Source organism: Halorhabdus salina (genome assembly GCF_013839425.1).
GTDB lineage: Archaea > Halobacteriota > Halobacteria > Halobacteriales > Haloarculaceae > Halorhabdus > Halorhabdus salina.
The window spans coordinates 93,227-117,516 of the sequence record NZ_JACDNP010000005.1 but is presented as its reverse complement, the minus strand read 5'-3'; the positions used below and the strand labels follow the sequence as shown (position 1 = coordinate 117,516).

Here is a 24,290-nt window from a genome sequence, read left to right as displayed (position 1 = left end):
GGGCGCGCACTCATCGCTCACGAAGCCCTTCCAGAAAGAGCGAGAGTATCCAGTAACCTGCCCCGAGTGCAAGAACCACACCCACAGTACCAAGAAGGTAGTGACCCTTCAGGAGTTCTTCCCTCGCCAGCTCGACACCGAGCAAGCCGACCATTCCGAGGAACAACCCCAAAATACCACGATGAAGCGATGACGCCAATTTTTCTGTATTGGATTCAGAGGATGGCATATCGAGTTAAGGTGCAGCGAGCTGGAAAGTTTTTCGATGGGACACTTACACTCGCAGTGAGCGACTGATTCAGTATCACCAATCAAAACAAACAGAGACCAATGCTGACTGCATCCGCTATATCTTGCAGTGCCTTCTGAAATCAGATCCATTTCAACAGTTCATCACCCGAATCACAGCACGGAAAAGTATTGTACCTGATCCAATTGCACGCCAGATCTGGATCCCCACACCCCCGAAGTCAAAAGACCACGATCGGACCTACGTCGTCGGATCGAGTATCGACACGAACCGGTCGGCGAACGGTCGAAACCCAACCACCGCGAGCATGGTTGCGTGCCGTGGTTCCCACCCGTAGACGTGATTGAGCAAGACGTAGGTGACGACGCCAAGCGCCAGACTCAACGACCAGGCGGCGACGGCGATCCGTCCCACTCGGGCGTGGTGGGTGTCTCGGAGTTCGGCCGGCGTGTGAGAGAGTCCAAGCACGACTGCATAGAGGACGACTGGCACGGCGACGACGGACAGGAAAATGTGGATCGCGAGCATTACGAGATAGGCGATTTTGGGCACCCCACTCGCGGTGATGGACTTCTCGAATCCACCGCCGACTTTCCAGAGGTACAGAACGAGAAAGACCAGGATGAGGGCAAAGGCCACGAGCATCGCAGCGCGGTGTTTGGCGACCTCGTCGCGTTTGATGAACCTGACCCCGAGCAGGATCGTCCCGAGGGCCGCCGTGTTGACGGCCGCGATGAGATGGCCAAACAGCAACACGGTGTCACGGCTGAGATCGGGGAACAGGGGGATCGCGCCGGTGAACGCGCCGGCGACGAGCGCATACCCGATCGCCGAAACGACGGCTGTAATGGCGACGGGGCGCTCGCGACCCAACCTTCTGAGACGGGAAGTGAGGTGCATATCTGTCCCATCGAGTGCCGGAAATATGTGCGTTGGCCCTTCGGCCCCAGCAGACGCCCGTCCACGTCGGTGTATCCCCCGACGATGGTCTCGATTTTCGGGTCGTCGTTCAACTGTACACGAACAGTGCCAGAAGAATCTGGGCGACGCCTGCCACCACGAGCACGACGCCAGCCAGCTGCGCCGCCCGTTCGGCAGCACCCGGAAGGCGAGCGCGGCCAGCGTCGACACCGACCGCGATCGCGACTGTCGCCGCGACCATCATCACAGCCATCCCGGTCGCATACGCGGCGAGCACGGCGACCATCCCGGGCACGGAGAAAGTAAGGGCCTGGGAGACGATTCCCAGAAAAATCGGTGCGACACAGCCCGTAGCGGCAATCGCGTACAATCCACCGAAGGCGGCAAAGCCAGCAATCGTCGCCTGACGTTTCGGGAGCCTGACTCGCCACCCAGGCGACCATCCAGTTAGCGTCATGATGCCGAGGACAACTAACGCCAGCCCGACACCAACCTCTAGCGTCGAGACGTGCTTGGTCAGCGCCTCGCCGATTGTTACTGTCAATGCGCCCACCACAGCGAACGTCGCTACGATCCCACCGCTTGCGGCTACTCCACCCAGGAGTGCGCCGGTGACCGGTGATTGCCCTTTAGCCGGGCGCTCCCGCAGGTAATAGCCGACGTATCCCGGCAAAAGAGGATACGCACACGGCGCAAAGAACGTGGTAACCCCGGCCCCGAACGCGAACGAAACTGTGGCGCCAAACGCGATCGCACCCATCAGCGAACCTGCTCGATGGCCTCGTGGATTCGGTTAGCATCCGGGACACCGGTATGGGACCACGCGACGTTGCCCCGGGAATCGATCACTGCCGTGTGAGGGAGCGACCCAACGTCGAGTTGTCGCATAAGTCGGCCTTCTTTGTCGTACCCGACCGGCCAGTGCCCGCCGTGTTCGGCCCACCAATCAGTAACGTTTGTGCGTGTCCGGCCGCCCCCGAGATATTCACTAGTTACCGAGAGGAATTGGACGTCACCGGCGTCGGCCCGTGCGTTGCTCAACGCGTCGAGCGCTGGCACACAGGGTGGGCAGGTCGTCGCAAAGAGGTCGAGTACAGTCAGCTCACCGGGAGTCGGAGCTTGCATCGTCTTCCCGGAGCTCTCGGCGGTGTCGAACAGATCGACAGTAACCGGATCGACGTCACCACTGGCCCCGGATAGAGCGACGTAGCTACCGGTAGCGACGACAGCCGCCCCGCCGAGTCCGGCAAGCAGATCCCGGCGCCGCATGGTCAGCCCTCCCGATTGCGTAGCGTCTGGAGATCCTTATAGATCGGTTGCCACTGCGGGGTTTGCCCGGTATAGGCTCGCTCGACGTAATCGTCGGCGTTAACCAGCAGGACCAGCGCGAAGTGTGTGAACATGTACCGATCCATGTCTTCGGGATGAGTCCGCTCGAAGCCGACGCCGAATGTATCTTCGACGACTGAGTTGGCATCGGCAGGCGAGTCCGGTCGAAGGAACCGCCAATTTTCCGAGAGCGATACGTCCATACGCTCGGCGTATTGTCGGAGCCGTTCGGCGTCGTCGCGGTCCGGATCGAACGTGACTGCCCGGAAACGCATATTGTCGGTCCAACCCATTTCGATGGCTTTCGCCTGGACGCCCCGGACTGCCGAAATCAGCCGCGGACAGACCGTCTGACAGTGGCTGTAAAAGAACGTTAGCAACTGATCGCCGTCACCACCAGTCGTCTGGATCGCCTCGCCAGCGATCGGATCCTCGATCGTAACCTCGGGTAGTTGCTGTCCGTACGCAGGATATTGGACAGCAGACGAGTCGTACTCACGATCCGGCGCAGCGAGATACGTGTCCGCAGTTCCACTGGTGCCAAGACACCCTGCTGTCAGCGCGGCGACCCCGCCACTCAGCGAGCCCAGATACGCGCGTCGATGCACGATTTCACCTCAAAGCCGAGCGTATTAAACCGTTCGCTATTGGGCGGGTCTTGCATGATAATCCACTGCCTGAAGCCTCCATTCGGCCAATGTGACCATGATCGACGACGTATCTCGTGTGGGCCATGTTCGATGATCGAATCACTGCCTCTTTAGTGCTGGCGGGGAAGCTATCGACAATGACTGACCCCAAATCTGCGATCGACTGGGGGCGGGATCTAGTCTCGGACCTTCGCCACACGAATCTGTACGCGCCCGCCGAGTGCAATATCACCACCCAGGCAGGGAAGCGTCGCTCGTCGCTAACGCGGCGGCGCGTGATTACACTCACAGGAGCGGGGACAGCAATGGGGCTTGCCGGCTGTTTGAGCGCGGATACGCCAGCTGCAGTCGCGTTGACTGACGAGGATGCCTGTGACGTCTGTGGAATGGTCATCCCGCATCATCCGGGTCCGAGCGCCGAAGTGTTCTACCGGAACAAGGAGCCATCTGGACACGCGAACCCGGCCCGCTTCGATAGCACCTGGGAGGCCTTCGAGTACGACTTCGAGCGCCTCGATCGTGGCTGGACACGGGCGGCGTTCTACGTCACGGACTACTCCGCAGTCGAGTACGATTTGGTCACCGAAGGCGGCCGGACGCTTATCTCGACGCACACGGAATCAGATACGTTCGCGTTTGCTGCAGACGTCACGTTTGTCGTCGACTCGAGTGTCGAGGGCGCAATGGGGCGAGACCTGATTGGATTCAGCAAGCAGAGCGATGCGACGGCGTTCCAGGACGAACACGGAGGGTCAATAGCGACCTTCGACGACGTCACTCGGTCGATGATCGCCGGACTGGCCCAGCGTTGACATGCGCGTGGTCGTCGTCCTCGCCGGGCTGGCGCTGATTCTTGCGGGCGCGAGTCTGGCTTTTGCCGTCCAACCCACCACGGATGTCACGGTCGAACCAGTCGCATTCTCCGAAACCCTCACTACTGGCCTGACGGGGGTCGATGTCCGGCAAGCCGAGGAAACCGGCTACGAGATCCCCCGCGTCGAAGTCTTCTTCTCTGAGTATCAGTACGTCCTTGGGTACTACGGCGTCGAATCGGCGCTCAGCGAGTTGGCATCCGACCACACGACTCGACAGTTCGGCCGCCCCGTTGGCGTGTTCGTCACGGATTTCGCCGGCGCTGGCCCAGCCGTGACCGACGAGGGGTATCTGACAGTGGCTTCTGATCCAGCCGTGGGGTGGACGAGTGCTTCGGCAGCGTCTTTTGTCGTCGATAGCGAAGCACGAACGCCGGCTGGGCCGGCCATTGTCCCGTTCGGCGACCGTGAGGCGGCCCGTTCGTTCGTCGCTGCATACGGCGGGGAGATCCTCCAGTGGTCCGAGCTATCGGATCGAGACGTCACCGAACCAGCAGTCGAGGTCGAGGACCAGGTAGCAGATCGAGGCCAGTGGGCCAATTGGACCGTCAATCGTCGTGGGGCCTTGCTCGATCGGGAGACGTCGATCGTCGTCGGCGAGGACACACCGACGCTTTCGGCCGCGATCGAGGCGGCACCACCGAATACAACTGTCCGACTTCCGTCCGGTGCGTTTCGAGTGAACGTGACCGTTACCAAGCCCCTCACCATCCGCGGCGCGGGGCCGGAGACGCGAATCCGTGGTAACGGATCGGGCACTATCCTGCGCTTGCAGTCCCCGCGAACGGCCCTGGCGAACCTCTCAATCGCCGGGATTGGGAGCGAAAACACTGGCTCACCGCCCGGCTCAGAGCCAAACGGCTCCTGGGACGAGACGATCCGGAACACGTACGGGTACGGCGATGCTGGTGTCGTTTTCGACGAAGCCAACCGCTCGCTGGTCGCTGGTGTCGACATCGAGACGTCCGCCAACGGCATCATCGCCCGGGATAGCGACGGGGTCGTCGTGCGGAATGTCTCAGTCGACGGGACCGAGACGTGGCGCGAGGGCTTCATGAGCGTGCTGGCGATCGAGTCCCGAATGGTCGTCCAGGACAGCACCTTCCAGGGCGGGCGTGACGCCGTGTACACCCACCATGCCGACGGGATCGTCGTGCGAGACAACCGAATGACTGGACTGCGTTTTGGCGTCCACGAGATGTTTACATCCCGATCGCTGGTTGCCAACAATACCGTCGACGAGACGAATATCGGCATCGTCGTGATGACTCGTCCCCGATCAAATGCCGTCCTCGACAACCACGTCACCGACAGCGGCATCGGCGTCTCGATGTCGGGAAGTGCGTCGCTCACCACCGGGAACGTCCTTATCGACAATCAGTACGGACTGGATATGGGTACCCAGCGATCGCTGTACGCCCGGAACGTTCTCGTCGGTAACGAGGCCGGTTTGCGAACCGGGACGATTGTGCCGACCAATCGCGTCACTGAAAACGATATCGTCGACAACGACCACTACGTCTCGACGGGGCGCGGCCCCGTTCGTGTCTGGTCGGGGAACTACTGGGGCCCGATTCCGGGTCAGGACCGAGATGGTGACGGGACGATAGCACGCCCCTTCCGCCCGAGTGGAGTGGTCGATCGAACCGTCGGATCGAGCGACGGCGGCGGGACACTCGCTCGTTCGCCGGCCGTGGCCGTCCTCCGGCAATTCCAGGCGTCGGTCCGCGGGTTGCGAAGTGCCAACGTCGTCGACGACGCGCCTCGCGGCCAGCCAGTCCAGCCCGAGCGGCTGACAGCCGCCAGCAATGCGACGACCGGACAAGAGGGACACCCATGAGCCAAGACACCAACCCGGCACTCGAATTGCGCGAAATCACACACGCCTACGGCGACGTCTCCGTCCTGGAGGGCGTTTCGGTGACGGTCGAGCGCGGGTCAGTGGTCGCCTTGCTCGGGCCGAACGGATCGGGGAAGACGACACTGTTGTCGATCGCTGCCGGGCTGCTCGATCCCGATAGCGGGGCCGTTTCCCGCCAGCAACCTGGTGGACGGACGGTCGGGTACGTCCCTCAGCGACCGGCGTTCCGGCCACAGTTCACTGTCGCCGAGACGATCGAATTCTACAGTACGCTCGTCCCAGGGGCCGTCGATGTCGAGGAGACACTGGATCGCGTCGGACTGACAGCCGTCGCGGACCGCCGCGTCGCAGCCCTCTCGGGCGGGATGACCCGCTTGCTCGGCCTCGCCCAGGCGACGATCGGTTCCCCGCCGATCCTGACACTCGACGAACCCGCGAGCGGGCTCGACCCACAACTCCGCCATCACATCGCGGATGCGATCGTCGATATCGCTGCTGATGGCACGGCAGTGCTGCTAGCGACACACGACCTGGCTGCGGCCGAGCGCATCGCCGACGAGATCCTCGTCCTCGACGGCGGTTCGATCGTCGCGCGCGCCAGTCCGGCACAATTGTGCGAGCAAGCCGACGCGGACTCCCTGGATGGGGCCTTCGACGAAATCCTCGGTCGAGACGGACTGGTTGGCGTTCACGCGAGTGCAGGAGGTGACGTAGATGACTGATCAGCGTCGGCGGATCCTCTCGGTCGCCCAGCGCGCCTTCGAGTCAGTCTGTCGGAATCGAACCGTATTGGCCGTCGCCGCGGGGTACGCCATCGCGATACTCGGGTTCGCCTGGGTAAGTAGCGGCGGGGGGTACCTCGCGCTCTCGCTGAATCTGCTGACACCCCTGGAGGTACTGGTCCCGCTGGTTGCCTTCGCCGTCGGCTACCACGCGATTCTGGGCGATCGAACCCGCGGGGAACTCGCCGTCTTGCGGACGTATCCACTCTCGGGCCGGTCGTACGTCCTCGGCGTGTATCTCGGTCGCCTGGCCGCGCTGCTGGTCGCTGTGTTGGTTCCACTCGTGCTTGCCTCGGGGATCGTCGTGTTCTTTCGAGAGGAGTCAGTGTCGGTCATTGCCGCCCACGACACCGTCGACACGCCGATCGTCTACGTCCGCTTGTTTGTGCTGACGGCCGTCTTCGCCTCGACGGCCCTGGCGATCACCATCGGCGTCTCTGCGCTGGCTGGGACGCGCGCCAGTGGCATCGCACTGTCAATCGTGAGCTTGCTTGCAATCCTGATCGGCCTCGACCTCGCCATCGTCGCTGGACTCGCCACTGATCTGATCGGCGGCGGGTCTCTCGACGCACTCCTCGCAGTCAGTCCCCTCTCGGCCTTCCGGGGACTCGTTTTGGAACTCGTCGCTGCGCCGATCGCTGCGGCGCCCATCGCCGGCGGTATCCACCCGGGATGGGCGACGCTCGGATTGGCTCTCTGGACGGTCAGTATGCTGGCGATCGGTAGTCGATTCGTCTTCCGATAGCGGATCGGCATCACCTATAAGCCGGTCACGCACGTCAACTCGGATATGAACCTTCGAAGGGCCCTGGGGGCCGCCGTCGGGACCGTTGGTATAGCAACGGGGATCAACCGATTGCTCAGCCACGAAGCAGGCGAACTCGAACCGCCGTTCCCAGGCGTCTCCGGGACGTACCACTGGCGCGGCTTCGAGGTTGGCTACACGGAAGCCGGCGACCCCGATGATCCGGATCTTCTCGCTGTGCACGGCGTTTCGGCCGCCTCCTCGAGTCGTGAGTTTGCCGAGGTAATCGAAGCCCTCTCGAAAGACCATCACGTCGTTGCACCCGATCTTCCCGGGTTCGGTCGCTCGGATCGACCGCCACTGTTGTACTCGGCGTCGCTATACGAGACGTTTATCGCTGACGTGATCGAAGATCTCGTCGACGAGCCGACGGTCGTCGCCTCCTCGCTCTCGGGTGCCTACGCGGCCGCCGGAGCGAGCGACGCGGCGGTCGAGTCGGTGGTGTTGATCAGTCCGACCGACGAAACGATGGGCGAGGGACGGCGGCCCTGGGTTCGGGCCCTGTTGCGATCGCCGGTCGTTGGCACTGGGCTGTTCAACCTGCTGGTCAGCAAACCCAGTTTGCGTCACTTCCACGAAGATCACGGGTACGCAGACGTGGACAATCTCACGGATGAAACGCTCGCCTACGAGTGGCGAAGTGCCCATCAGTCGGGCAGTCGCTACGCACCAGCCTCCTTCCTCGGCGGGTATCTCGATCCCGAGGACGATCTCGGCGAGCATCTCGCCGCGCTCGACGTGCCGATCACGCTCGTCTGGGGCCGGGAGACCGACACGACGCCGGTCGAGACCGGACAGGAACTGGCCGAGCGGGCGGACGCGCGCCTGATCGTCTTCGACGACGCAAAACTGCTCCCCCACGTCGAACACCCCGACAAGTTCGTCGACGTGGTGACGGGCGAATTCGACGCGTGAGTTGCGTCACGAACGCCACGATGGCCGCTGATTACATTCCCATGTCTTGGGCGGGGTCCGGGATCGGGAGCGCCGACGGCTCGACCCCAAGCAGTTCCGCGGCGTGATCCAGTGCCATGTCGAACCCATAGTACCGTTCGAGTTCGTCGCCGTCAGGAGACGGACGCACTTTCACCATTGCGTACCCGTCGAGGTTTTGGGCGATTGCTGCGCTTCCGTCATTGCCCTGGAAGGAGAGAATTCGTTCAGCGTCAGTCTCGAAATACCGTGCGGTGATCGCACCGTCGGTGAGCGTCTCCTCAGCCATGGGTGACACATTGGGCCCAATCGTGTCGTAGTTGTCGGTTGCTGGGGGTGGCCCGCGGACACTCCTTCCCGAAAACCTTCCTGAAAAACTGGTCTCAGCGACCAGCAATCCAGCCACCGAGGCCGCCAAAGACGACCGGGAAGACGATGCCCGTCGTCGCGACAATGACGACAGTCACGAGTGGATCGGCGAGGAGCGAGCCCTCGATTGAGATCGCGAATGCTGGCAGCGACACGATAGCCATCCCGAGATACCCGATAGCGATCGCGGCACCACGGGCAAAGCCGTCACGCCCAGAGTGGGTCTCAGCCCGAATCGCTGCACGGAAGCCAGCCCAGAACAGCACCAGCATCGCGACGGGGGCGAAGACGGCGGCACTCGCACTCAAATCGGCAGGAACCAGAATGAGTGGCCACAGGTGAAACGTGTAGTAGAACACGACGCTGGTGGCAAACAGGTCCAGAAAGCCCCCATCGATCGTCGAGAACAGAGCCAGGAAGACGAGCGCGATGACCACGCCGAGAATCCAGGCGAGCGCGCCAGTAGCGGTTCCGTCCCGCACAGTTCGTGAGTCGTCGATCGCATCCGCCATAGCGTGGGTCTGGTTCCCGTGCGCAAAATTATTTGGATCCGGTTCGATCAACCGTGACCGATTGCGTGCGTGATATGTGGTATCTATCCCGATGGGCTTAATAAAGGGCAGGGTGAGACTGGACGCATGTCAGATTCGGTCAATCCCTTCGAGAGTCTGCAAGACCAGATCGACGACGCATCAGCGTCGATTTCGGCCAGCGATGACGTAATTGAAGCGCTGAAACGGCCACAGCGAGTGCTTGAAACGAACATCACCGTCGAGATGGACGACGGCTCCTACGAGACGTTCAAGGCGTTCCGCTCGCAGTTCGACGATGCGCGCGGGCCATACAAGGGAGGGATTCGGTATCACCCGGGTGTCTCTCGCGACGAAGTCAAGGCACTCTCGGGCTGGATGGTCTACAAATGTGCGACCGTCGGCATCCCGCTGGGTGGCGGCAAGGGCGGCATCGTGATCGACCCAGCCGAGTACTCAGAGTCGGAACTCGAACGGATCACCCGTGCGTTCGCGACCGAACTCCGGCCGCTGATCGGCGAGGACCGTGACGTCCCGGCTCCCGACGTAAACACCGGCCAGCGGGAGATGAACTGGATCAAAGACACCTACGAGACCTTAGAGAACACGACCGAACCCGGCGTCGTGACGGGTAAATCACTCGCCAGCGGTGGCAGCGAGGGCCGCGTCGAGGCTACGGGTCGGTCCTCAATGCTCGTCGCCCGCGAAGCCTTCGAGTATCTCGGCCGGGACATTTCCGAGGCGACCGTCGCAGTCCAGGGCTATGGCAACGCCGGCTGGATCACGGCCGACCTGCTCGATGACTTGGGCGCGTCAGTGGTTGCCGTCTCGGACTCCTCGGGTGCAATCGAGGCTGGGGACGGATTCGATCCGCGCGACGTCAAAGAGCACAAACGTGAGACGGGCAGCGTCGTCGGTTACAGCGGGGCCGACAGCGAGCTCACGAACGACGAGTTGCTGACCCTCGACGTCGACATTCTGGTCCCGGCAGCCCTCGAGAACGCGATCGACGGCGACCTTGCCAAAGACGTCAGTGCCGACGTGATTGTCGAAGCGGCCAACGGCCCACTGACGCCCGAGGCTGACGATGTCCTCGCGAAGACCGACACGCTGGTTATTCCGGACATCCTCGCCAATGCCGGCGGCGTCACCGTCTCGTACTTCGAGTGGGTCCAGAACCGCACCCGGAACTACTGGGGCGAACAGCGCGTCAACGAGGAACTCGAGACAGTCATCACCGACGCGTTCGACGATCTCGTCACCGCCTACGAGGACGAGGGCCTCGCGACGCTCCGCATTGCCGCCTACGTCGTCGCCCTCCGCCGGGTCATCGAGACGCGCCAGCAGGCCGATAGCTGGCACTGAGAGCCCGCGTCGTTTTGTCGGACGAGTCCCTAGACTGGCGTATGGCTACCTACAAGCGATCGGTCCAGATCGACGCTCCGTTCGAGGACGTCTGGGCGTTTCACTCCTCGATCGACGGGCTTGAGGCACTGACGCCGGACTGGCTCAAGCTCCGTGTTGAGACAGTTCGGGGGCCGGACGGCGAGACCGACCCCGACGTGATGGATGCGGGCGCGACAGCCAACGCCTCGATCCGGCCGTTCGGCGTTGGACCGCGCCAGCAAATGACGACGACGATTCTCGAGCGGGAACGCGACGGAGACACTGGCTACTTCGTCGACGAAATGTCGGGCGGCCCCTTTGCCCACTGGCGACATACTCACAAGTTCGATGCCGTTGCGGGCGGGACGCAAATAACGGATTACGTCGAGTATCGACTCGCCGGCGGTTCCCTCGGCCGTCTCGCCGGGCCGTTGGCCGTCGTCGGCTTCGCGCCGATGTTTCGCTACCGCCACCGACGAACGAAGGCCGAGCTCGAGTGATCGCCTGGCGGATCCCGGAACCGGGGCAGAATTTTTGGCACTTTCCCGATAAAGCTAACCATGGCCAGCGAGCGACTCCGCGAGTGTGTCGGCGACATGGACGACGCGACGCTCGCTGAGGTCGTTCGCGCCGTACGCCGGGCAGACGGTGACGATGCAGCTGTCCAGACGCGTGGGTCGCACGTTTTCGTGCTATTCAAAGGGGACGACGAATCGAAAGGCATCGCCTGGATTTGTGCGGAGGAGGCCCCGACGACCGACCGCCTCGAGAAGTTCCCCGCGCTCGTCGAGGACCTTGGTGCTGACCAGGGGATCGTCACAAACGCGACCGGTGAACCGATCGATAATATTCCAGACGAGGTCGAGTATCTCGATTTCGACGGCATCGTCAACGCCATCGAGGCAGCGGGATTGACCGAGACAGTGCTCGCGACTCACGGCGAGTCCGTGCCCGACGACGGTGCTACAGCGGCTGCCGACGACGAACAGACCGACACACCACCAAGCGATACGCCGCGGACAGACAACCATGTCAACGAGCAGCCCGCGACACACCAGCCACCGACTGAGGGACGATTGTCCGACAGCCAGGAGCACAGACAGCCCCCGCAGGAACAGCAAGCGGAGACGCCACAGCCAGACAGTCCACAGACGGACCAACGAACACGAACTGAGCAACCGAGCGCGAGTAGACAGGCCAAACACGGAGGCCGGCCACCACAGCAGAATCAGCCCCAACGCGAGGACTATCAGCCCCAGGGAAGACAACCACAGCAAGGTGGGCAGCCACCGCGACAAGGACAACCACAACAAGGCGGCCAACCATCACGACAGGGGCAACCACAGCAGGGTGGGCAGCCACCGCAAAAAGAGCCAGCACCCGAACAGCCACCGCCGGGCCAGGTCGCACAGGGACAGCCACAGCAGGGCGGACAGGCCGGCGGTGGGCCGCCAGATCCAGGGCCGAGTGGGCGGCGAGGCCCACCCGGCTCTGACGATCAAACCGGACCAGGCAGGACGTTCGACAGGCTCCGCCACTCGGCGCTCCCACTCGTCGTCTTGGTACTCGTCGTCGGCGGGGCGGCAGCCGCCGGTGCCTGGCAACTCGGGTTGATCGGTGGCGATGATGACAGTGGACCTGCGAGCACCCTCGACGTCGACGCGGTGGGATCGGTTCCGTCAGACGTCGACTTCGTGCTTGCAGTGGACGGCAGACTCGCAGACGACGAGACGACACGGACACTCGTCGACGCCGCGCTCGACTCCCCGGATACCCGGTTCGACACGGTATCCGGCAGCCTCGACCGACTGGAGTCGACCTGGGGGATCGAACCATCACGGATCGAACAGATCCTCATGTTCGGACGGCAAGCCGAAACTGTCCAGGGAGTGGCCTACCAGTTGCAAGTGTCAGGATCCGTCTCGGCGGAATCGATCGCCGACACGATGGCGACCGATACTGTCGAACAAACAGTGTACGCGGAGACGACAGCGTACCGTGTCGGAGTCGAAAGAACAGCCCAGGAGGAACAGTGGGTTGCAGCCCCCGAAAATGGGACGGTCTTGGTGGGTTCGCCAGCGGTCGTGAAGGACGCTCTCGCCGTCCGGAACGGTGATACCTCTGCGTGGAATGATCGCCTGCGCGAGCGGTTCAAAGCGATCGACGGTGGCTCGATCCGCCTGGCGACCCGCATCCCCGGCGAAGGAAGTAGCGTTCCAGGGATCGACCGTGCTCGGATGCTGACCGGTGTCTACGAGACTGCGGGGTCTGAGATAACCGTCCGTGCGACACTGTATGCCGGAAGTACGGACACGGCCGAGGCGGTCGCGACATCCCTCGACGGAACGATCGGGTCACTACTGCAGGAACTGCGTGGGTCGGAGCGGTATAGCGACGCAACTGACGTGCTCACAGGTGTGAGTGTTCGAACCGACGGTTCGGCGGTCGTGATTCGGACGACGGCCGAGCCGTCGGCGACGGGCACGCTTGCGAGCATCTTCCTCCGGGACGGCGGGTTCATCGGGACCGACCCACCAGTTGTGACTGAGCCGACGCCGACCCAATCACCGACCGACCGGGTGGTCGAGGTTGCCACCGTCGGATCCGATATCCGGAACGGAACGATCGGGTCCGTCAACATGACGGTCAGACTGGCACCCGATTCTGAGTCAGTCGACCTGCGTGACGCTGTCGTCGAATGGGTCGAATCCGACGGCAGGTACCAGCTCACTTCCCAAGACGCGGCCGGTGCTGACGGACGCTTCACTGTCCACGCGCTTCGGGATGACGACGATTCGATTCGGGAGGCGACGACACTCAACGGCCCCGAGGATCGGGCGGTGTTGCATTTCGAACCTGGGACGACGTTCGGCCGACGACTGGCGGCAGGCGAGGCCGTCGAACTACAGCTCAACACTCAGTCCGGTGGTGAAACGACCGTAACCCTGGTCGTCCCGGATTCACTTTCGGGCAAAGAGTCGGTCTCGCTGTGAGGAGAGGGGAACGCTCAAGCCGTCCGGCCGCCAGTCGGGAGACGTGGCCGCCCGGATCGATCGGCTCCCGAAGACGGTTTCCCCACTGGTGGGATTGACAGTAGCGATCGTTGCCGTCAGCACCAGTGCGATCCTCGTCCGCTGGAGCCAGGCCCCCTCTATCGTCGCGGCGTTCTATCGAGTCCTCTTCACGACGCTGCTGCTCGCTCCGTTCGCCTTTGTTCGCCATCGCAACCCGTTCGCCGGCCTCCAGCGGCGTCACCTGCTCGGGGCGACGCTCGCCGGCCTGGCACTGTCGATCCACTTTGCCGCCTGGTTCGAGAGTCTCGCTTGGACGAGCGTGGCCGCCTCCGTGACGATCGTCCAGTCACAGCCGCTATTTGTCGCTGTCGGCGCGGCGCTGTTCCTCGAGGAACGCGTTACCGGCGGCATCATCGTCGGCATTCTCGTGGCGATGCTTGGCATCGCTGTGATGTCGGTCCCGGACTTGCTCGGCGGGCCTGCTGTCGGAGCGGACCCAACCTATGGAAACGGACTGGCGCTCCTGGGGGCAGTCGCCGCCGCAGTGTACGTCCTCGCCGGCCGGTCGATCCGCCAGCGGGTGGCCCTGCTGCCGTACGTCCTCGTCGTCTATGTCGTCTGTTCGATCGGATTACTTGCTGTGGTCGGGTTTCAGGGCGCACCGCTAGGGGGGTACCCGCCCCGGGAGTGGGTCCTGTTCCTGGCGATGGCCATCGGTCCGGGCGTGTTCGGGCACACCGTCCTCAATTGGGCACTGGCCCACGTCGAGTCAAGCGTCGTCAGCGTCTCGTTGCTGGGCGAACCGATCGGTGCTACCGTCCTTGCACTGGTGTTGCTGGCCGAAGTTCCAGATACCGTGACGGTCGTCGGCGGTGTCGTCGTCCTGGCCGGGATTTACCTCACGGCAAGGGCGCGCCCCTCCGGAGATGGACGCTAACGCTCAGCGGGTCGCCCGGTTCTCGATCTCGGCTTTCACCGCGCCGGCGTCGAAATCGTGATCCGGACGGATCGTGACGAAATCCAGAAAGTCCCTGGCTTGAAGCAGTGTTTCCATCTCGAAGTGCTCTGTCGCCAGGGAAACGGCGTCCCGAGAGCCGATCAACGGTGCGAGAACACCGAGCGCGCAGGCGAGATCGTAGGCTCTGGCTTCACCGATGCCGTCCCTGACGCTGGTTGCGTCGATAAAGTACAACTCGCCACGGGAGATCAAGACGTTCTCGCTGCGGAGGTCTCCGTGTGCGAGTTCGGCCTCGTGCATACGATCGAGTGCGGAAAAAAGGCTCGGAGCCAGCGGTCTGACGGCAGATTCGTCGAGTTTGTCGAGTGTTCGAAACTCTGGTAGATACTCGAGAACGAGCACACCCAACCCATCGACTTCGAACGCCTCCAGCGGTTCGGGGACGTTGAGGCCGACAGCCTGCATCTCTCTCGTGGCGTCACGTTCGTGTTCAGCCATCTGCAGCGGTGTCCCAAAGTGCTCGAAAAACCCCTCCGTCCCGCTGGTAAAGGCCCCAATGTTGCGACCCGTGGTGAGCAGCGCGTGGACCAGCGAATGCTGCTCGGAGATGACCTTCACGAAGTACCGATCGTTGATGACCATCGGCGTCGACAGCCAGTTGTTCGCGTCCAGAAACTCGACGCGACCCGCCGGCTCGTCGTAGCGCTCCAGGACGGCTCTGGCGACGGCTTCCAGCCGCGGCCAGGCGATCTGTCCGCCCAATAACTGGCGAAGCGCCATATACAGGAGGGGGCGACGGGGCCGGTAAAGGTTTTCTGTCAGCCGACGAGACGCGCCAGCCACCCCAGCGCCGTGTCGGTCGACGCGTCTCCTCGAATTACTCGCCGGGTTCGAACTCGCTTTCCAGCAGCCCGTACCGGACCACGTCGACGCGTTCACCTTGTGCGTAGGCGTGCTCGCGGAACGTCCCCTCTTGCTCGAAGCCGACAGATTCGAGCACCCGCCGGGAAGCCTCGTTACCGGCCAGGACGTTGGCGTACACCTTCTCCAGGCGACGGGCATCGAAACTGTACCGGACGATCCGCGCAGTGGCGTCAGTCGCGTAGCCGTTACCCTGCTCGTCGGGGTGGATATAGTAGCCCAGTTCGGCGATGCCCCAGACGTCGTTGAGTTGATTGAGCCCGATCGTTCCGACGGGATCGCCGTCAGCGCAGATCAGCAGATGGACGTCCTCACTGTCGCCGATGGTTTCGATCCACGCCTGTTCCTCGTCCGTGTTTTTCGGAGCGTAGGCCGACAGCATCGGCCAGACGTCAGGATGGTTGATCGTCTCGGCGAGGAACGATGCGTCCTCGGCTTCGATCGGTCGCAGCGTCACGCGGTCGCCCCGAAGGAACGTCGGCCCTGGCATGCGAAGTCATCCAATACGGAGCGACACAAATCTACCGGACCCGACACGCCAAAGGGCAGGCCCCACTGAAGATAGCTATGGGCACGCGACTCGATTCCCGTGAAGACCAAGCCGAAACTGTGACCGATCAGCTCCAAGAGGCCTATCCCGACGCGACGATCTCACTGAACTTCTCGAATCGCCTCGAATTGCTCGTCGCAGTCGTCCTCTCAGCCCAATGTACCGACGAGCGCGTCAACGAGACGACGCCGGACCTCTTTGAGACATACCAGACGCCAGCGGACTATGCTGGTGCTGACGAAGAACAATTGGCCGAAGATATCTACGGGATCACGTTCCACAACAACAAAGCCGGATACCTGAAAGGGATCGGGGAAATCCTCGTCGACGACCACGACGGCCAGGTCCCAGATACGATGGACGCGCTGACGGACCTGCCAGGCGTGGGCCGGAAAACAGCAAACGTCGTCCTCCAGCACGGCCACGACGTCGTCGAGGGTGTCGTCGTGGACACGCACGTCCAGCGACTTTCCCGGCGACTCGGGTTGACTGACAACGAACGCCCGGAAGCCATCGAAGAAGACCTCCAAGAGCTTGTCCCTCAGGAAGCATGGCAAGAAATTACACACCTGTTTATCAGCCACGGCCGGGCGGTGTGTACAGCCAGATCGCCCGACTGTACGGACTGCTGCCTCGAAGATCGCTGTCCGTCCTCCCAATTAGATAGCGACATTGATCTCGCCAGTGGCGAGCAGTGGGACGCCTGAGTTGGTTCGGCAAGCAGTGTGACGCGAACTTCTCTGCAACGAACTGGGATCGTTAGCCCAAGAAATCAGTGTATTTGAACACGTATCGAGCGACGCCGGTGACGTAGGCCAGCAGCCACAACACCGTGTAGCCGACCACACCGATCCGCAGCCGCGCACGCCAGTGCCCGAGGTCCTGCTCTGCATCATCCAGGGCTGCGAGGTCGAAATCGTCCGCCTGGCGAAATTCCGTCGAGGTCCACTTCGCTCGCAAGATCCGGACGATCCCGGTCGCTGCCAGGAGGAAGAACGCGTAGGCCTGGACGCCGAGGAACGCGTGGACGACAGCCAGACCAGTGAACTGACTCCAGAATTTCGGAATCATCCAGCCCACGAGCGGGACCGTCGTCAGCAGGAGACCCATCCCGACGACGATGAGGTGTCGTTTGAGGATACGCCAGGTGATCGGCTCACTGACGATCATCAACCAGGCACCGTATAGAAAGCAGGGGAGACTGAGCGACACGGAAATGACAACCAGTCCCGCGATCGTGCTGGATCCGACCATCGGCGGCCTTTCGGCGGGCAGTCGCTAAAACGTGCCGAAGCCGGGGACCGTCGATGCGGCCGGACAGTCGATCGGCGGCTCGACCCACAAGCTGGCCCCAAACTGGCCGACGACGACCAGAACCGGTAAGCCGACGGGGGCCTAATTCCCGCCCAATGACCCCCGCCGAGTCCGCTGATGACGAGCGCGGCGGCGACGAGCGGCTAGCAAGCGAGGGGGCCGCCGGGAACGGGACCGGCAGCGATGACACCGAGGGGAACGAGACAGCGACGGGAGCCGGCAACGACGCAGATCCGTCGCTCGCAGCCCTTCGCGAACAGGTCGAAGCCGAGTACGATTTCGACTCCTTTGGCCCGGCGGAGATGGCTGACATGGAGGCCCAGGAGTGGGAAGCCGCGTTCGATCCGGATACCTGGATCACGGGCGAGGCACTCCTCGATCGGCTCGAAGCCGATCTCCGTCAGCGGGTCGCCGATCGGGACGTTTTCGCCCGGATCGAACGCGAGGAATCCAGGCTGGTGGCCTACTCGGACGAGAGCTACGCGGTCGTCCATCCCGATGGGACCGTCGAGGGGGACGGGACGGTGCTCCGGGACGTCAAGCCGTCCGTGGCGCTGTGTTCGATGGTGTCCTACGATGTACCAGAACCACCGGAAGGTGACCTGCTACCGGCCCCGGAAGACGTCCGGGAAGGCGACGGCGAACTCGGGAATATCGTGGTGCAACTGCTGGCGATCGCCCAGTTACTCGCCGGACTCGCGCTGTTGGGATTTGGCGTGACAGGTGGCAACGCCATCGCGTTCGTCGCCGGTCTCGGCTTCCTCGTAATCGGCCTCCTTCTGCTTGCTGTCGTCGCCAACGCACGGCTGTCGGACGCATTCCGGGCCGAACAGTACCGTGAACGCCTTCGTGCTATGAGGGCAGACGACGGCGAACGGCCAGCGTTCGTCCCCGATAGGGGCGAGACACTACCGGACCGTTCATCGGGTGAAGGCGGCGACACGGCCGCTGATGACGCCTGAGAATACCGTTCGAACCAGCCCGCTAAATCGAAGAGAAATCCGGCGATATAACCGGCAAAAGGCACCGAGATTGGGGCTTCCGGTGGGTTTATACAAATACGCCTCTCAGCATAGCCCATATGCACAGGCGGGACTTTCTGCGATCGGCGGGGACGGTCGCCGGCGGGACGGCGGCCGCCGGCGCAGCTGGCTCCGCCGCCGCCCAGGAGGGTGAAAGCGGCGGTGGCGGCCAGCCGGATTACGGCGGCTGGCTGTCCGATACGAGCAACTTCTCGACGACGGAGGACTTCCGCGGCCAGGAGGAAGTGACGGTGGAAGTCGGCGTCGAGGGCAACGGGAATGACTGGGCGTTTGGCCCGCCAGCCATCCACGTCGATTCAGGCACCACCGTCGTCTGGGAGTGGACGGGCCGCGGTGGCGGCCACAACGTCGTCGGTGAAAACGACGATTATTCCTCAGGTCCGTCGACGGGCGAGGCCGGAACCACCTTCAAGCAGACCTTCGAGGCGGCCGGGATTCACAAGTACTACTGTGATCCGCATCTCTCGGTCGGCATGAAAGGCGCCGTCGTCGTCGGTGACGACTATCCGACGAAATCGGCGGGAGCCTCGACGCCGGTCAATCCCGAGCACATGGGGGTCCCAATCCAGGCCCACTACGTCGGTATCGCAACGGTGCTGGGTATTTCAGCGTCACTTGCGTTCACGTTTTACCTGGTGAAATACGGCGAATCACCCCATTCCAACGGAGGGTCGAACTGATGTCCTCGTCCGGAAGTACGTACGGCGACATCCACCGCTATGAACCGCCCCGCGAAAGTACAGCGGCGGCCGTCGCGATTGTGTTGCTCACGGTCGTCGAAATCATCTTCGTGGGCGTATTCACCTACGGCCTGATCAAGGGTTGGGGCATTGCCTCCCTCGACGGTGGCTTCGGGAACATGTTCCTCGGCACAGTCATGGCGGCGATGTTCGTCAACCTCGCGTTCATCCTGCTGTTGTACCGCAAGGAGTTCCTCCCAGACGTCATGATCGTCAAGAAGCGCCGCCGGAAGTGGGAAGACCTCTACATCCGTGAGGAGGACGTCGACGGCGAATCGATGACTGATGGTGCAAGCGAGAGTCTCAAACGTGCGCTCTATCCGTACATGAAACGATAACCATGGCTACCGAAGACAAATATCCGACTGCATCAGGTCGACGCCGATTCGTGAAAGGCGTTGTCGGGTCCGCTGCCCTCGGGAGCGTTGCCACGGGTGGGGCAACCGCTGTCGGACTGGTAACCTCCCAGACTGGGGTCGGTGGCGGCATCACCGAGTATGTCGGCATCGCGAACACCGACGGTCCAGCCCCACGAGCGATGCCCCTCGTCCCGATCGAGATTCAGGACGATGGCACGATCGCGGGCGTCTGGCCCGACACCAAAACTGAAACCGTTCAGGGAAAAGACGTAACGATCGCCGAGATGAATCTCGGCGGGATGACCTTCAGTTCCTCGTGGTTCCAGTACTGCGGCGTCCAGACGTACGCCGGGATCGATCCCGGGGCCGACGCGGACAACGTGTTTCGGGCCGTCCCGGGTACGTACGACTGGCAGGAGGATATGGAGGCGGGCGACGCGCTGACGATAGCCGATTTCGAGGATTACGAGACCTGGAGTAACGACATCGGAGAGGGCGGCTTCGGCAAGCCAGCGAAGGCCAGTTGGCGCTCACAAAAGGAAAACGTCCAGACAATTCCCGTCCAGGTACTCCGGAGCCCTGAAGTGCCGAAGATGGTCAACGGAGAAGGCGAGTACAGCAACCTCTCAGGGACCGTCCGACAGTTTCTCGACGCGGCCACAGAGGACGGCGTGATGGCCTGGCTCAACAAGTGTACCCACTTCTGTTGCGTGCCTGGATTCAAAGCCTACCCCGGGAGTGAGCGGTTCAACGCCGAAAACGAGGTCTACTGCCAATGCCACCAGTCGGTGTACGATCCGTTCCAGCCTGTCAAAAAACAGTTCACGGCGCTGCCACGCCCAGGTGACTGACCGATGGGTCTCGAACGCAAAGACGATCACGATCACGAAGCCTGGATCGAGGAGCGGGAGTTTACGCGCCTGGAAACGGTCTATCTGACCGTGCTGGTGTGGCTCGATAAGCGCCTCCGGATCGTCGATTATCTGGAGATATTAGAGAACCTCTACTACAAGGTCAACATGCAGATGCCCAAGAGCCACACCGAGCAATACGGGCTAGACAACAAGTTTTGGTACTGGTACCCGCTGTACGCACTTGGCTCGTTCTCGACGATCGCCTACATCGTTGCGGCCATCTCGGGCGCATTGCTCGGGTTCTACTACGCGCCAGCAGCCACGGGCGCTTCAGGCGACCCCTCGATCGCCTACGAGTCGATCACGATGATCATGACGGATCTGAACTTCGGGTTCATGCTTCGGAGCATTCATCGCTGGTCTGCCCAGGTGATGGTCGCTGCGGTCTTCTTGCACATGCTCCGCGTATACTTCACAGGCGCATACAAGGAGCCGCGAGAACTCAACTGGCTCATCGGGATCGTCCTGATCAGCCTCACGCTCCTGTTCGGGTACACGGGCTACCTCCTGCCGTGGGATCAACTGGCCTTCTGGGCTGGCCAGATCGGCGTCGAGATGTCGCTGTCGATCCCACTGATCGGCGAGTGGGTCGCCCAGCTCATCTTCGGTGGCTTCACGCCGAACCCAGCCACGCTCCAGCGGATGTACATTTTACACGTCTTCTTCCTGCCGTTCGTCGTGACGGCGTTGATCGCTATCCACATCGCGATCGTCTGGATGCAAGGCATCGCCGAACCACACTAACCCATGACAGGAACCACAGACAACTCCGAGGTACGCACCGACGGGGGCGAGACAGGTATCGTCCCGCCGGACGACGAGACGCCGTCCTGGAGCGAGCGGAAGGAACGCAAACAAGGCTTGGCACGGACGACCTACGAGTACTTCGAGCGGTCCCGACGCGAGGACCAAGACCTCCGCCAGCAATCGGACTACATCGAACGTGACGTGCTGGGCTTTCCGACCTGGCCCCACGAGATGATCCGCAACCTGGCGTTGACGAGTTTCTTCGTCGGGATGATCATTTTCCTGGCAGCGACGCTTCCGCCACACATCGGCGCCCCGGCCAATTCCGGGGTGACGCCGCCGATCATCCTGCCGGACTGGTATCTGTACTGGTCGTTTGGCCTGCTCAAACTCGGACCGCTGAACCCCGATCTCGCGTTACTCGGCGGCCAGAAGCTGATGGCCGACCGGACGTTCGGGGTGCTGGCAAATCTTGTCGTCGTCGGCGCGATTGCGATCGTGCCATTCCTGAACAAGGGCAGCGCTCGTCGACCGGTCGAACAGCCCTTCTGGGCGTCGGTCGGGGTCTTCGGGGTTATCCTCTCGGTGACCCTGGCTGCACTGTCAGTCAAGAACCTCTTGCCCATCGATGCACATCTCACGTTCGACCTCACCTTCCTCCTCCCGTTCGTGGGGGCGTTCATTACCTACGCCGTGCTGAAGTCGATGCGCGAGGGATACATGTTCGAACTCAATCGCCGGTACTACCGGCTTCGTCCACCGAAGTGACCATGAGCTACGCAACCCACTCCCAATCGGCGGCGGAATCGACGAGCGAAGAGACGGCCGTCGAAAACGAGACGGGCGAGGACACCCCGGAGGCAAGGCCAACCCGCCGTGACGTCGTCGTGCCGTTGCGCATCTATAAGGCCGTCTCGGTGTTCTCGACGCTGTTTGCCATCCTCGCGATCGTCATCGGATTCGTCACGCTCGACGCTGCGACGAACCGCGGCACTGCAGACCTCGCCGCTGTCGATCCCTTAGTCGCGCTTGCCGGACTCGGCGCGATGGTGCTTGGTGCGGCCGTCTACGCATTTTCGACGCGATTTCGCACAGCCGGCATGGGGCCCGATGGAGGTGAGACCGATGGCTGACGAGTTCATGAAAGGGTTCGCGATCTTCGTGACCGCGAGTCTGGGATGGTTGGTCGTCGCGGGATGGTACAAGACACCGGCTTTCGAGGGCCCACAGTTGCTCGGGACGTATCCCGAAAGTCCGGACGTCTTTAGCCAGATCGCCATCATTGCCGGTGAGGGGATGTTCTACTTCGCTATTTTCGGCACTCTTGCCTTCTGGGTGCTCGTGCCAGCGATCAACGAGGCCCGCGAAGCGTACGCCGAGCGAAAGTAACCAGATCGTCGACCGTTTTCGTGAGAACAACGGTCCGTCTGGTCACGTCGTTTTTTTTGGTCTCACAACGGTGGTGTGTCACGCCGACGCGCTGAAACGAAGCTCAGTCGATCTGACTTCTACAAGACAGTGGCCCTGTGATTGAGATGGTGCTGCATGTGTCCTGAACATGCAGACTCCAAAATCCAACCGACTCGGCTTAGACCAGCGCTTGCCACGCTGGTTCGATCACGAAGAAGATACTCTGGTAGGCAGCGTACGTGAGCGTCAGGAGAGAGGCGGCAATGGCGCCCTTTGGGCGTTCGATCGGGATGTCACGGCGTGCTTCGACCTTGCGAGCCTCGAACTCGAAGAAGTCGGTGATGAACAGACCCAACACGAGCACTGAGGTGACGATGCCGGCGTGATGGTGCAGCGTGAGATAATAGAACGACACCAGCACGAGCAGGATGTTCGAGATGGTGTGTGGCAGGAAGCGCATCATCGCGTCCGCGCCTCCCTCAGCGGCTTGCCGGACGTGTCGTCGATGGGCGAGTGCACGCGTCACAAAATTAGCGAGGACGACAGCGAGCAGGACGTACTCGATGTGGTCGCCCACCAGCGCATCGAGGGGGCCAAAGAGCGAAACCGGTGGCATGTTCGACCTCACGGACGGTATCCATTAGAGTGTTTCCAAACCGGCACTCCCACGGCGGTAGTCGATCACTCACGGGGGAACGACGCATCCGGGAGAGTCGAGGACTGGGTGCTGTCCTGGGTCTTCGGAGACAATGTAAACTCGTCGTTATCCTGACCGTCCACGGCGCGGGTGGCACCAGGCCGATCCCCAAGCGGTCGGTAGGCCGATTCACTCTCGGGGACTGTGAGGACCGATACTGTACCGCCGTCCGCGAGCGTGAGCGTTTCGCCGACTTCGATTCGACCGGTGTCCTGACCGTCGACGAGTAGCGACACGGGGGCATCGTCACGTTCGACGGATACCCTGAGTGCCCACGTCTCTGCCGGGAGGGAGACGACCCAGTGATCACGTTCAGTTTTGAACGCCCCGATTGGAACCACGGAGAGTGCTGCTACATCCGGGCTGAGGATCGGTCCCCCGACTTGCCGAGCGTACCCAGCGCTGCCAGCTGGCGTCGCAACCACGACGCCGTCCGCACGGAACGTCGAAATCGACTCGGCCGGCCGCGAAACAGTATACTCCGAAATGTGTGCCGGCTCAGCAGTCACCAACATTACGTCCGATACGGCAAGGCCGATCGACTCGCCATCGAGAGAGAGCGAAAGTATTGGTCGGTCCTGAATCGTGTACGTTCCGTCTGCGAGGTGCCCGAGGGCTGACTGGAGCGCCCCTGGAGGGACGGACTGGTGCCCTCGCGCCACGTCAACCGGCAAGACCGGTGTCGACGGGAACTCACGAGCAGCATCGAAAAGTGCTGTTTCGCCGATTGCGATAGTCACAGCGACTCCCTCGTGATCCGTTGGATTGCCCGACACGGTTCGCAGCCCCATCGATTCGACGAGTTCTACCACGGCGCCACCAGCATCACCGACAACTGCAACAGGCCCGTTTCTGGGCTCTGGACTCATCACACGAGACCACGCCGTTCCTGGGCAAAAACCCTCCGCACTCTACCGTCGGACTGGGAAGGGAGT

The 24,290-nt window shown here is 62.3% G+C and carries 30 protein-coding genes; 18 read left to right on the top strand and 12 right to left on the bottom strand.

The genetic code is table 11. From position 1 onward, the window contains the following. Positions 1 to 10: 10 nt before the first annotated feature. From HZR20_RS08660 to HZR20_RS08640, 5 genes are all read right to left on the bottom strand, one after another. On the bottom strand, positions 11 to 229 hold the full coding sequence (locus HZR20_RS08660) for a hypothetical protein (RefSeq protein WP_181686190.1): 219 nt from the start codon (positions 227 to 229) through the stop codon (positions 11 to 13). A gap of 261 nt (positions 230 to 490) precedes the next feature. Then, positions 491 to 1,150: a DUF420 domain-containing protein gene (locus HZR20_RS08655; protein ID WP_181686189.1), complete on the bottom strand. Its 660-nt coding sequence runs from the start codon at positions 1,148 to 1,150 to the stop codon at positions 491 to 493. A 109-nt stretch (positions 1,151 to 1,259) separates the two neighbouring features. After that, the gene (locus HZR20_RS08650; RefSeq protein ID WP_181686188.1) at positions 1,260 to 1,931 is read right to left on the bottom strand and encodes a cytochrome c biogenesis CcdA family protein; all 672 of its coding nucleotides are present in this window, start codon (positions 1,929 to 1,931) and stop codon (positions 1,260 to 1,262) included. Beyond that, entirely contained in the window at positions 1,931 to 2,440 is a 510-nt protein-coding gene (locus HZR20_RS08645; RefSeq protein WP_181686187.1) for a TlpA family protein disulfide reductase, read from the bottom strand. The genes HZR20_RS08650 and HZR20_RS08645 overlap by 1 nt, the downstream gene beginning before the upstream one ends. A 2-nt stretch (positions 2,441 to 2,442) precedes the next feature. After that, the gene (locus tag HZR20_RS08640) at positions 2,443 to 3,108 is read right to left on the bottom strand and encodes an SCO family protein (RefSeq protein WP_181686186.1); all 666 of its coding nucleotides are present in this window, start codon (positions 3,106 to 3,108) and stop codon (positions 2,443 to 2,445) included. Positions 3,109 to 3,287: 179 nt separating this feature from the next. On the opposite strand from HZR20_RS08640, the gene HZR20_RS08635 reads away from it, so the two are divergent. Genes HZR20_RS08635 through HZR20_RS08615 form a run of 5 tightly spaced genes read left to right on the top strand, consistent with a single transcriptional unit; the run spans position 3,288 to position 8,385 of the window. Further along, positions 3,288 to 3,962, top strand: a complete 675-nt coding sequence (locus tag HZR20_RS08635) for a nitrous oxide reductase accessory protein NosL (RefSeq protein ID WP_258560403.1) — start codon at positions 3,288 to 3,290, stop codon at positions 3,960 to 3,962. 1 nt (position 3,963) lies between these two features. After that, a complete protein-coding gene (locus HZR20_RS08630; RefSeq protein ID WP_181686185.1) occupies positions 3,964 to 5,862 on the top strand; it encodes a NosD domain-containing protein in 1,899 nt (632 codons plus the stop codon). Further along, entirely contained in the window at positions 5,859 to 6,605 is a 747-nt protein-coding gene (locus tag HZR20_RS08625) for an ABC transporter ATP-binding protein (RefSeq protein WP_181686184.1), read from the top strand. The genes HZR20_RS08630 and HZR20_RS08625 overlap by 4 nt, the downstream gene beginning before the upstream one ends. Further along, positions 6,598 to 7,410: an ABC transporter permease gene (locus HZR20_RS08620; RefSeq protein WP_181686183.1), complete on the top strand. Its 813-nt coding sequence runs from the start codon at positions 6,598 to 6,600 to the stop codon at positions 7,408 to 7,410. The genes HZR20_RS08625 and HZR20_RS08620 overlap by 8 nt, the downstream gene beginning before the upstream one ends. A gap of 45 nt (positions 7,411 to 7,455) precedes the next feature. Then, positions 7,456 to 8,385 carry an alpha/beta fold hydrolase gene (locus tag HZR20_RS08615; protein WP_181686182.1) on the top strand — a complete coding sequence of 310 codons (930 nt, stop codon included), beginning with the start codon at positions 7,456 to 7,458 and terminating at the stop codon, positions 8,383 to 8,385. Positions 8,386 to 8,416: 31 nt separating this feature from the next. On the opposite strand, the gene HZR20_RS08610 is transcribed toward HZR20_RS08615, so the two are convergent. Both HZR20_RS08610 and HZR20_RS08605 read right to left on the bottom strand, forming a co-directional pair. Beyond that, entirely contained in the window at positions 8,417 to 8,692 is a 276-nt protein-coding gene (locus tag HZR20_RS08610) for a DUF7111 family protein (protein WP_181686181.1), read from the bottom strand. 94 nt (positions 8,693 to 8,786) lie between these two features. After that, positions 8,787 to 9,284, bottom strand: a complete 498-nt coding sequence (locus tag HZR20_RS08605; RefSeq protein ID WP_181686180.1) for a hypothetical protein — start codon at positions 9,282 to 9,284, stop codon at positions 8,787 to 8,789. Between the two features lie 126 nt (positions 9,285 to 9,410). Between HZR20_RS08605 and HZR20_RS08600 the strand changes: the two genes are divergently transcribed. Genes HZR20_RS08600 through HZR20_RS08585 form a run of 4 tightly spaced genes read left to right on the top strand, consistent with a single transcriptional unit; the run spans position 9,411 to position 14,639 of the window. Next, the gene (locus tag HZR20_RS08600; protein ID WP_181686179.1) at positions 9,411 to 10,667 is read left to right on the top strand and encodes a Glu/Leu/Phe/Val family dehydrogenase; all 1,257 of its coding nucleotides are present in this window, start codon (positions 9,411 to 9,413) and stop codon (positions 10,665 to 10,667) included. A 41-nt stretch (positions 10,668 to 10,708) separates the two neighbouring features. Further along, entirely contained in the window at positions 10,709 to 11,188 is a 480-nt protein-coding gene (locus HZR20_RS08595; RefSeq protein ID WP_181686178.1) for an SRPBCC family protein, read from the top strand. Between the two features lie 60 nt (positions 11,189 to 11,248). Then, positions 11,249 to 13,681, top strand: coding sequence for a hypothetical protein (locus tag HZR20_RS08590; protein WP_181686177.1), 2,433 nt, complete (start codon positions 11,249 to 11,251; stop codon positions 13,679 to 13,681). Positions 13,682 to 13,724: 43 nt separating this feature from the next. Further along, on the top strand, positions 13,725 to 14,639 hold the full coding sequence (locus HZR20_RS08585; protein ID WP_309484915.1) for a DMT family transporter: 915 nt from the start codon (positions 13,725 to 13,727) through the stop codon (positions 14,637 to 14,639). A gap of 3 nt (positions 14,640 to 14,642) precedes the next feature. On the opposite strand, the gene HZR20_RS08580 is transcribed toward HZR20_RS08585, so the two are convergent. Together HZR20_RS08580 and HZR20_RS08575 are read right to left on the bottom strand one after the other, a co-directional pair. Then, on the bottom strand, positions 14,643 to 15,440 hold the full coding sequence (locus HZR20_RS08580) for an RIO1 family regulatory kinase/ATPase domain-containing protein (RefSeq protein ID WP_181686176.1): 798 nt from the start codon (positions 15,438 to 15,440) through the stop codon (positions 14,643 to 14,645). 97 nt (positions 15,441 to 15,537) lie between these two features. After that, positions 15,538 to 16,071, bottom strand: a complete 534-nt coding sequence (locus HZR20_RS08575; RefSeq protein ID WP_181686175.1) for a GNAT family N-acetyltransferase — start codon at positions 16,069 to 16,071, stop codon at positions 15,538 to 15,540. A 77-nt stretch (positions 16,072 to 16,148) separates the two neighbouring features. Here HZR20_RS08575 and nth point away from each other — a divergent pair, with 77 nt between their 5' ends. Continuing rightward, the gene (gene nth, locus HZR20_RS08570; RefSeq protein ID WP_181686174.1) at positions 16,149 to 16,838 is read left to right on the top strand and encodes an endonuclease III; all 690 of its coding nucleotides are present in this window, start codon (positions 16,149 to 16,151) and stop codon (positions 16,836 to 16,838) included. A 52-nt stretch (positions 16,839 to 16,890) separates the two neighbouring features. Here nth and HZR20_RS08565 read toward each other — a convergent pair whose 3' ends face one another. Beyond that, positions 16,891 to 17,385, bottom strand: coding sequence for a DUF7321 family protein (locus HZR20_RS08565; RefSeq protein ID WP_181686173.1), 495 nt, complete (start codon positions 17,383 to 17,385; stop codon positions 16,891 to 16,893). A 155-nt stretch (positions 17,386 to 17,540) separates the two neighbouring features. Between HZR20_RS08565 and HZR20_RS08560 the strand changes: the two genes are divergently transcribed. From HZR20_RS08560 to HZR20_RS08525, 8 genes are all read left to right on the top strand, one after another. After that, positions 17,541 to 18,407, top strand: coding sequence for a DUF7319 domain-containing protein (locus HZR20_RS08560; RefSeq protein ID WP_181686172.1), 867 nt, complete (start codon positions 17,541 to 17,543; stop codon positions 18,405 to 18,407). A 119-nt stretch (positions 18,408 to 18,526) separates the two neighbouring features. Next, positions 18,527 to 19,168, top strand: coding sequence for a halocyanin domain-containing protein (locus tag HZR20_RS08555; RefSeq protein WP_181686171.1), 642 nt, complete (start codon positions 18,527 to 18,529; stop codon positions 19,166 to 19,168). Further along, positions 19,168 to 19,566 (top strand): DUF7318 family protein, encoded by a 399-nt coding sequence (locus HZR20_RS08550; RefSeq protein ID WP_181686170.1) that lies wholly within the window; start codon positions 19,168 to 19,170, stop codon positions 19,564 to 19,566. The genes HZR20_RS08555 and HZR20_RS08550 overlap by 1 nt, the downstream gene beginning before the upstream one ends. Before the next feature lie 2 nt (positions 19,567 to 19,568). Continuing rightward, positions 19,569 to 20,438: a ubiquinol-cytochrome c reductase iron-sulfur subunit gene (locus HZR20_RS08545; protein WP_181686169.1), complete on the top strand. Its 870-nt coding sequence runs from the start codon at positions 19,569 to 19,571 to the stop codon at positions 20,436 to 20,438. Positions 20,439 to 20,441: 3 nt separating this feature from the next. Further along, positions 20,442 to 21,245 (top strand): cytochrome b, encoded by an 804-nt coding sequence (locus tag HZR20_RS08540; protein WP_181686168.1) that lies wholly within the window; start codon positions 20,442 to 20,444, stop codon positions 21,243 to 21,245. A gap of 3 nt (positions 21,246 to 21,248) precedes the next feature. Further along, a complete protein-coding gene (locus tag HZR20_RS08535; RefSeq protein WP_181686167.1) occupies positions 21,249 to 22,016 on the top strand; it encodes a cytochrome bc complex cytochrome b subunit in 768 nt (255 codons plus the stop codon). Between the two features lie 2 nt (positions 22,017 to 22,018). Beyond that, complete coding sequence (locus tag HZR20_RS08530; RefSeq protein ID WP_258560402.1) at positions 22,019 to 22,381, top strand: DUF7315 family membrane protein; 363 nt, start codon at positions 22,019 to 22,021, stop codon at positions 22,379 to 22,381. Continuing rightward, complete coding sequence (locus tag HZR20_RS08525; RefSeq protein ID WP_181686166.1) at positions 22,374 to 22,637, top strand: DUF7314 family protein; 264 nt, start codon at positions 22,374 to 22,376, stop codon at positions 22,635 to 22,637. Before HZR20_RS08530 ends, HZR20_RS08525 begins: the two co-directional genes overlap by 8 nt. Before the next feature lie 199 nt (positions 22,638 to 22,836). On the opposite strand, the gene HZR20_RS08520 is transcribed toward HZR20_RS08525, so the two are convergent. Then, on the bottom strand, positions 22,837 to 23,274 hold the full coding sequence (locus tag HZR20_RS08520; protein WP_181686165.1) for a DUF7313 family protein: 438 nt from the start codon (positions 23,272 to 23,274) through the stop codon (positions 22,837 to 22,839). 65 nt (positions 23,275 to 23,339) lie between these two features. Beyond that, on the bottom strand, positions 23,340 to 24,224 hold the full coding sequence (locus HZR20_RS08515; protein WP_181686164.1) for an NAD(+)/NADH kinase: 885 nt from the start codon (positions 24,222 to 24,224) through the stop codon (positions 23,340 to 23,342). Positions 24,225 to 24,290: the final 66 nt, after the last annotated feature.

Excerpts from the sequence above, each read along its gene's own strand:
- HZR20_RS08660 (WP_181686190.1), bottom strand. The coding sequence starts at position 229 with ATGCCATCCTCTGAATCCAATACAGAAAAATTGGCGTCATCGCTTCAT.
- HZR20_RS08655 (WP_181686189.1), bottom strand. The coding sequence starts at position 1,150 with ATGCACCTCACTTCCCGTCTCAGAAGGTTGGGTCGCGAGCGCCCCGTC.
- HZR20_RS08650 (WP_181686188.1), bottom strand. The coding sequence starts at position 1,931 with ATGGGTGCGATCGCGTTTGGCGCCACAGTTTCGTTCGCGTTCGGGGCC.
- HZR20_RS08645 (WP_181686187.1), bottom strand. The coding sequence starts at position 2,440 with ATGCGGCGCCGGGATCTGCTTGCCGGACTCGGCGGGGCGGCTGTCGTC.
- HZR20_RS08635 (WP_258560403.1), top strand. The coding sequence starts at position 3,288 with ATGACTGACCCCAAATCTGCGATCGACTGGGGGCGGGATCTAGTCTCG.
- HZR20_RS08630 (WP_181686185.1), top strand. The coding sequence starts at position 3,964 with ATGCGCGTGGTCGTCGTCCTCGCCGGGCTGGCGCTGATTCTTGCGGGC.
- HZR20_RS08625 (WP_181686184.1), top strand. The coding sequence starts at position 5,859 with ATGAGCCAAGACACCAACCCGGCACTCGAATTGCGCGAAATCACACAC.
- HZR20_RS08620 (WP_181686183.1), top strand. The coding sequence starts at position 6,598 with ATGACTGATCAGCGTCGGCGGATCCTCTCGGTCGCCCAGCGCGCCTTC.
- HZR20_RS08615 (WP_181686182.1), top strand. The coding sequence starts at position 7,456 with ATGAACCTTCGAAGGGCCCTGGGGGCCGCCGTCGGGACCGTTGGTATA.
- HZR20_RS08610 (WP_181686181.1), bottom strand. The coding sequence starts at position 8,692 with ATGGCTGAGGAGACGCTCACCGACGGTGCGATCACCGCACGGTATTTC.
- HZR20_RS08605 (WP_181686180.1), bottom strand. The coding sequence starts at position 9,284 with ATGGCGGATGCGATCGACGACTCACGAACTGTGCGGGACGGAACCGCT.
- HZR20_RS08600 (WP_181686179.1), top strand. The coding sequence starts at position 9,411 with ATGTCAGATTCGGTCAATCCCTTCGAGAGTCTGCAAGACCAGATCGAC.
- HZR20_RS08595 (WP_181686178.1), top strand. The coding sequence starts at position 10,709 with ATGGCTACCTACAAGCGATCGGTCCAGATCGACGCTCCGTTCGAGGAC.
- HZR20_RS08590 (WP_181686177.1), top strand. The coding sequence starts at position 11,249 with ATGGCCAGCGAGCGACTCCGCGAGTGTGTCGGCGACATGGACGACGCG.
- HZR20_RS08580 (WP_181686176.1), bottom strand. The coding sequence starts at position 15,440 with ATGGCGCTTCGCCAGTTATTGGGCGGACAGATCGCCTGGCCGCGGCTG.
- HZR20_RS08575 (WP_181686175.1), bottom strand. The coding sequence starts at position 16,071 with ATGCCAGGGCCGACGTTCCTTCGGGGCGACCGCGTGACGCTGCGACCG.
- nth (WP_181686174.1), top strand. The coding sequence starts at position 16,149 with ATGGGCACGCGACTCGATTCCCGTGAAGACCAAGCCGAAACTGTGACC.
- HZR20_RS08565 (WP_181686173.1), bottom strand. The coding sequence starts at position 17,385 with ATGGTCGGATCCAGCACGATCGCGGGACTGGTTGTCATTTCCGTGTCG.
- HZR20_RS08560 (WP_181686172.1), top strand. The coding sequence starts at position 17,541 with ATGACCCCCGCCGAGTCCGCTGATGACGAGCGCGGCGGCGACGAGCGG.
- HZR20_RS08555 (WP_181686171.1), top strand. The coding sequence starts at position 18,527 with ATGCACAGGCGGGACTTTCTGCGATCGGCGGGGACGGTCGCCGGCGGG.
- HZR20_RS08550 (WP_181686170.1), top strand. The coding sequence starts at position 19,168 with ATGTCCTCGTCCGGAAGTACGTACGGCGACATCCACCGCTATGAACCG.
- HZR20_RS08545 (WP_181686169.1), top strand. The coding sequence starts at position 19,569 with ATGGCTACCGAAGACAAATATCCGACTGCATCAGGTCGACGCCGATTC.
- HZR20_RS08540 (WP_181686168.1), top strand. The coding sequence starts at position 20,442 with ATGGGTCTCGAACGCAAAGACGATCACGATCACGAAGCCTGGATCGAG.
- HZR20_RS08535 (WP_181686167.1), top strand. The coding sequence starts at position 21,249 with ATGACAGGAACCACAGACAACTCCGAGGTACGCACCGACGGGGGCGAG.
- HZR20_RS08530 (WP_258560402.1), top strand. The coding sequence starts at position 22,019 with ATGAGCTACGCAACCCACTCCCAATCGGCGGCGGAATCGACGAGCGAA.
- HZR20_RS08525 (WP_181686166.1), top strand. The coding sequence starts at position 22,374 with ATGGCTGACGAGTTCATGAAAGGGTTCGCGATCTTCGTGACCGCGAGT.
- HZR20_RS08520 (WP_181686165.1), bottom strand. The coding sequence starts at position 23,274 with ATGCCACCGGTTTCGCTCTTTGGCCCCCTCGATGCGCTGGTGGGCGAC.
- HZR20_RS08515 (WP_181686164.1), bottom strand. The coding sequence starts at position 24,224 with ATGAGTCCAGAGCCCAGAAACGGGCCTGTTGCAGTTGTCGGTGATGCT.